This is a genomic window from Hyalangium sp., assembly GCF_045802625.1.
Classification (GTDB): domain Bacteria; phylum Myxococcota; class Myxococcia; order Myxococcales; family Myxococcaceae; genus Hyalangium.
Genome location: NZ_JBJMQP010000175.1, coordinates 1 through 1,784, shown reverse-complemented (window position 1 = coordinate 1,784; position 1,784 = coordinate 1). Strand labels below are relative to the sequence as shown.

Annotated in this window: 2 protein-coding genes; one reads left to right on the top strand and one right to left on the bottom strand. The window is 65.6% G+C overall.

Annotated elements, in window-relative coordinates; genetic code table 11:
• On the top strand, nucleotides 1-212 hold a 212-nt coding region (locus tag ACJ8AT_RS30540), incomplete at its 5' end, for a hypothetical protein (protein WP_407741458.1).
• Nucleotides 213-344: 132 nt separating this feature from the next.
• On the opposite strand, the gene ACJ8AT_RS30535 is transcribed toward ACJ8AT_RS30540, so the two are convergent.
• Nucleotides 345-1,784, bottom strand: a 1,440-nt coding sequence (locus tag ACJ8AT_RS30535) for a serine/threonine-protein kinase (RefSeq protein WP_407741457.1), incomplete at its 5' end; no start/stop codon positions are given.

Genomic DNA, 1,784 nt, shown 5'->3' with positions numbered 1-1,784 from the left:
TAGTCTTGGGCAAAGAGAGCGTCATAAGGACCTATCGGCATGATGCGGATTTCTTGATCTACAGGCTAACGGCGGAGCAGGTTTTGGCTATGGGGCGGACAAATGAAGGGAAATATTCGTGCGGCGCCTCGTGCTTCCGCCGCCCTCCTGATAAAGCCATCTCCCTAGATGAGGGGGACGCCATTAGGAACGAGGAGGAAGCGACCGAGTAGTACTAATACAGTGGTAGATCGCCTCGAAGGGGAGGCTTCGTCCTTCAGAGGAAACTACCACTATAGATGGGATGAGGAGGCCGCTTTCCCCGGCCACAAATATCTGAGTTCTCCATCTCTGCTCCGAAGCGCCTACTCTGGGTACGAAGTAGTCTGGCGGCGGGTCGGAAAGGAGGGCAGGTAACACGCCCCCTTCCACTCGTATGCGTCCTCCCGGCAAGGCAGCGTCGCATCACGGAGCGCGTACCAGCAGCCGCCACGCAGTTCCACCTCGCCATTCCTCGTACACGGAGGTGTGCGCTGTCCGGGGAAGGGATTCTCGGGTAGTGGCTGCCCTATCGTCGGCTCTCTGCTTTCCGGCGGCATGGGAGCCAGCGTCGAGGCGGGAGCGGTGCTGGCACTGTCTCCCACCGCCACGAAGCCTCGCTCGTGGGAATCTTTGCTTGCGGTGCCCCGCCCCACCTCTGGCCCACGGTACAGGCACGCCACGGTGAGCCCTGTGAGCAGCAACCCCAGGAAGGCCACCGCCATCTCCACTCCCCATACGGATACGCGAACATGGGGCTCAGCCTGCTGACTGCCGGCAATGGCTCGGCTCCGCTCCTGGGCCTCGCGCAACGCAAGTTCCTCCCTCGCAGCCGCGTCCCACTCCGCTCCCAGACGAAGTGCCCCTGGCGAACGCCATCGAGGCTGGTGCTCGTCCCCCACGGAGAACAACGGAACATCTGCCTCGGCCCCCGTGTCCTGCACAGCCTGCTCCAGCGCCTCCGCCGCCTCCCGCGCGCTGCCCTGAAAACGCTCGATGGGTGCAGGAGACAGCAGCCGCAGGATGAGAGAGTCCAGCTCCGGAGTGACTCGCGGGTTGAGCTCGCGCGGGGGACGCGGCCCAGGCCCTCCCTCACGCCACATCTCGGAGCCGGTATCCTCGGGACGGGTGGACGGCGGGTACTCGTCTGTCACCAAGCGGTATGCCGTCACTCCCAACGCGAACAGATCATCACACGCGCTGGCCGGGTAGTGCACCGTGGGATGATGGCGGAACGTGATGAGAAATGCCCACGCCTCGGGGCTGCGGTAGGCCTGGGTGCCCGGGGGCCACAGCTTCGAGGTGAGCGTGGCGGCGCCTCGGTAGTGCCCTGCCCCGAAGTCCGTCAGGAAGGCCCGGCCATCCGGCCGCACCAAGACATTGTCGCCCTTCACGTCGCGGTGTACGCCACCGGCCGCATGCGTGGCCGCCAGCGCCCTCGCGCCCTGCGTCAGCAGCTTCAGCACCTCGCGTGAGCTGGGATTGCGCCTGTCCGCCCACTCATACAGTGCCTCGCCTTCCACCCAATCCATCACGAGATACGGATAGGCCCCCGAGGGATGCTCCCACACACCCTGCGCGTGGAGCCGCGGAACGTGAGGGCTGACGATGCGCGACAGCAGCCAGGCCTCGCGGGCGAAGCGCTCATCCCCGGGGTGGATGGCCAACTTCAGCGCGAACGGGCCCGCCTCTTCGCGGCCTACCTGCTCGACACGGTAGAGAGTGCCGTAACCCCCCCGCCCCCTCCAGCCCATCACCCGCCACGC